The organism is Halalkalibacter oceani (assembly GCF_023715705.1).
In the GTDB taxonomy this organism is placed as follows: domain Bacteria; phylum Bacillota; class Bacilli; order Bacillales; family Bacillaceae_D; genus Halalkalibacter; species Halalkalibacter oceani_A.
The window spans coordinates 1-3,821 of the sequence record NZ_JAMBOS010000052.1; the positions used below are offsets into that span (position 1 = coordinate 1).

4 protein-coding genes and 1 pseudogene are annotated in these 3,821 nt (G+C 35.1%); 1 reads left to right on the forward strand and 4 read right to left on the reverse strand.

Translation table 11 applies throughout. The features are described from left to right. Window positions 1-107 precede the first annotated feature (107 nt). The 4 genes from M3212_RS21450 to M3212_RS21465 form a co-directional block, all read right to left on the reverse strand. A complete protein-coding gene (locus M3212_RS21450; protein WP_251195952.1) occupies window positions 108-299 on the reverse strand; it encodes an AbrB/MazE/SpoVT family DNA-binding domain-containing protein in 192 nt (63 codons plus the stop codon). A gap of 191 nt (window positions 300-490) precedes the next feature. Beyond that, complete coding sequence (locus M3212_RS21455) at window positions 491-1,423, reverse strand: metal ABC transporter substrate-binding protein (protein WP_251195953.1); 933 nt, start codon at window positions 1,421-1,423, stop codon at window positions 491-493. 28 nt (window positions 1,424-1,451) lie between these two features. Further along, a complete protein-coding gene (locus M3212_RS21460; protein WP_251195954.1) occupies window positions 1,452-2,330 on the reverse strand; it encodes a metal ABC transporter permease in 879 nt (292 codons plus the stop codon). Then, window positions 2,327-3,073: a metal ABC transporter ATP-binding protein gene (locus tag M3212_RS21465; RefSeq protein ID WP_012961017.1), complete on the reverse strand. Its 747-nt coding sequence runs from the start codon at window positions 3,071-3,073 to the stop codon at window positions 2,327-2,329. Before M3212_RS21465 ends, M3212_RS21460 begins: the two co-directional genes overlap by 4 nt. 622 nt (window positions 3,074-3,695) lie before the next feature. On the opposite strand from M3212_RS21465, the pseudogene M3212_RS22450 reads away from it, so the two are divergent. Next, window positions 3,696-3,821 (forward strand): annotated as a pseudogene (locus M3212_RS22450) (Tn3 family transposase); the annotation flags it as partial.

The following is a 3,821-nucleotide window of genomic DNA, read 5'->3' on the forward strand; positions in this document are numbered from 1 at the left end:
GTATAGCCAAGTCCCTTTCTAGCAAGCAGACTAGTCAAGCCGCGTAATTAATTTTTTAAAAACACTAAAAGCGAAATGGGGGTCGTCTAACAATCGTGAACTAGGCTTTATGAAATTGATTCAATTAGATCTTTTAAGCCATCTGCTAATCCTACTGCAACCTCTTCTCCAGGTAAGATATTTAATTTCCTCCTAATTGAACTGGGAATGGTAATGTGCTGCTTATCCTTAAGACTACACATCAAATTACTATCAGTTAATTCTTTAACTTTTTCTTTAAAATTACTACTTATTAACATTAATCTCACCTCATTTCAATGACTATTAATAGAATAGGATTGAAATTTAAAGAAAGTGTGAAGAAGTTGCAAATATTTTATTGGTACATTTTGTGAACTAATTTTTGCTTAAATAGTTTTTAACCAATTGACGATTCATAAGAAAACACATTACCCTTTGTACGGATAATGTGTTTTCTTTAAAACATAAATCACTTACTTAAACCTTCAATAATTACATTAATGTTTGACTCCATCATTTTTAAATAAGTATCCCCATCTGTTCCTGCTTTTCCAAGAGAATCTGTATAAACAGTGCCTACAATAGGTACACCCGTTTCTTGTGATACAGTATCCATGGTACGGCGATCTACACTTGTTTCAATAAAAAGAGATGTTATCCCTTTATCTCGCACTAGATCTATTACATCACGCATTTGTTGAGGAGAGCCTTGATTTTCAGAATTAATTTCCCAAATATACCCTGTTTCTATGTCATAGGCGGCACCAAAATATTTAAATGCCCCTTCACTTGTAATTAAAAATCGCTTATTCTCATCGATAGTCGCAATGCTTTCAATCGCTTTCTCATGCAGTTCGGATAGCTCTTGTATATATTGAGTAGCATTTTCTACATAAATACTCTCATTCTCGGGGTCTTCTTTAATTAATGCATCGCGTATATTTTCAGTATACGTAATTCCGTTACGCAAATCGAGCCAAGCATGTGGATCAGCTTCCTCTTCTAAGCCTTGGGATTCTAAAAGAATCGGTACTACTCCTTCACTCACTAGATAAACGGGTGCATCCTCATCTCCTTTTCCGGCAACTTCAATTAACTTCCTAAACCATCCGTTTCCTTCTTCTAAGTTTAACCCATTATAAAAGACAACATCTGCATCAGTTGTTTTCTTAACATCCTCTGGAAGTGGGTCATATTCGTGTGGATCTGCACCGATGGGGGTTAAATTATAAATTTCTACTATATCTCCTCCGACATTTTTTGTAATATCATAAATAATAGAATAAGTCGTGACAACCTCCAATTTTTGATTCGTACTTTCTTCTTGACCAGTCGGTTTACTACCACATGCCCCAAGTAAAAACAGTGTAAGAATTGTAGTAATAAATAATAAATTTCTCATATTTCCTCTCCCTTTTACGAATATTATTTTAGCCATTTGATTGTGTTACCAGCGCTCTATTTTTTCGAGCACGTAAAGAACGCCATAACAACCCTTGTTTAGGTGATAAGAAAAATGCCATGGCAAAAAATGTACTTGCTACAACGACAATCGTTGGTCCAGAAGCTAAATTATACGAAAAGCTAAAATAAAGACCAATTATTGAAGCAACAACGCCAAAACCAGCTGCTAGAAAAACCATAAGCCCCAAGTGATTCGTCAAGAGGTAGGCAGTTGCTGCAGGTGTTATTAACATCGCTACAACTAATACAATCCCGACTGTTTGCAATGAAGCAACTGTAGCCATTGTTAAAAGGGCCATTAACAGATAATGTATGATTTTATTAGGTAAGCCATAAGCTGCTGACATAGTAGGATCAAAGGTCGTAACAAGTAACTCTTTAAAAAATAGATAGACAGATAGTAATACTATGACTGTAACAATTAAGGTCATCCACATTTCAGAGGTAGGGACAGCCAGAACATTCCCAAATAAGATATGGTATAAATCGGTGCTACTTTGCAAGAAAGTAATAACGATAATTCCCACTGCAAAAGCAGCAGTAAACATGATGCCAATCGATGTATCATCTTTAATCCGACTATTTTGACTAATATAGCCAATGGCAATCGCTGTAAGTAAACCAGTCACTACAGCACCATAAAAAATATTGATTCCTAGCATATAAGAGATCGCAACCCCTGGAAGAACAGCATGTGAAATGGCATCCCCCATTAAGGACATCCCTCTTAAAATGATAAAACAACCTATAACTCCACAAACAATCCCTACTAGAACTGATGTAAGTAATGCTCTTTGTAAAAACTCATATTGTAAAATAGACTCATAGAAAGCAATTATACTCATGATATTGTCATCCCCATTTCCTCTAAAAAGGATAATTGTCCATGGTAAGCTTTCGAAATTATCTCTGGTCGACATACCTCGTGTACCGATCCATATTTGATTAGTTCTTTATTTAGTAACAACAACTCATCAAAATACGCACCTGCTTTACTTAAATCATGATGGACAATGAAAACGGTTTTTCCTTCATCTCGCTGTTCACGCAAAATGTTAATAATGGTTTCCTCACTTGTCACATCGATCCCGACAAATGGTTCATCAAGAAAAAACAATTCTGGATTTTGAGCTAACGCCCTAGCAACGAATACTCGTTGCTGTTGCCCACCCGATAACTCTCCAATTTGACGCTGACTATACTCTTTCATCCCAACTTTTTTTAAACATTCATAGGCCCATTCTCTTTCTCTTTTCTTTGGTCGTTTAAACAAGCCAAGTTTCGGATATGTTCCGATCAAGACTGTATCAATCACTGTAATAGGGAAGTCCCAGTCAATAGTGCTACGTTGAGGGACATAGGCAATTTTCTCCCGCATTTCCTGAATCGATTTACCTGCGATGTTTATTTCACCCTTATCTTTTGGGATCAAATGCAACAGTGATTTTAATAAAGTTGACTTTCCCGCCCCATTTGGACCGATGATTCCAACAATTTCCCCTTTTTTTGTGGAGAATGATATATTTCTTAACACTTCTTTTCCGTGATAGGAAACATGTAAATTCTGAATTAATAATATGTCGTCCAACGTTTTTCACTCCTTTTAGTTGTTTGATGATTTGCATATAACTTACAAACTTTCACTAAGGCAACTTTTTGCCAAAAATAAAAGGTTCTACAAGAACACCTCTAATAAATTAATTTATGTATTTGCATTAACGAAATAAACTTGTACTTGTAAATTTATTTTTCCCTAGTGCAACTTTAATACCATTATATTCACTCTATTTCTAATTTACAACCTAAATATTCTGTTTATGATTGTCTATTTTAAAATAAGTCTGCAAAAAAAAGAGTCGAATCGTAGTTACTATGCGATCTGACTCTTTTTTTGCACACTTATTCTCTTTCTACTAGAATAAACCTTGAAAATTTGATCTTTTGCTACCTGTTATAACTCCTCTTTTCCGCCGGCTAGACAAGTACACTATTGAATCGTAGAAAATATTCCAGTTCAAGTAAGAAGTATGATTGGTTCCAAAATGCATAAAGTCAGCCTCAGTTTCCACTTGCAAAACTATTTATATTCTATCTATAGCATCTTTTAAAGGGTGTTTATTTATTTCTTCAGTTGTATTACTAACTCTAGTAGTTGTTTTTGATGGGCAGATTTTTTGATAATCTATATTTATAGTTGCACGTTCCCCCCGATGGCCGAGGCCACACCCGGACTTACATATAAGCAACTAGCCAATGTATCTCAATGGCGTATGTATGAAGATGCAATGAATAAAGCCCAAGCCATATTAGTAAATTTCCATCATAAATTACAGTTG

Excerpts from the sequence above, each read along its gene's own strand:
- M3212_RS21450 (WP_251195952.1), bottom strand. The coding sequence starts at position 299 with ATGTTAATAAGTAGTAATTTTAAAGAAAAAGTTAAAGAATTAACTGAT.
- M3212_RS21455 (WP_251195953.1), bottom strand. The coding sequence starts at position 1,423 with ATGAGAAATTTATTATTTATTACTACAATTCTTACACTGTTTTTACTT.
- M3212_RS21460 (WP_251195954.1), bottom strand. The coding sequence starts at position 2,330 with ATGAGTATAATTGCTTTCTATGAGTCTATTTTACAATATGAGTTTTTA.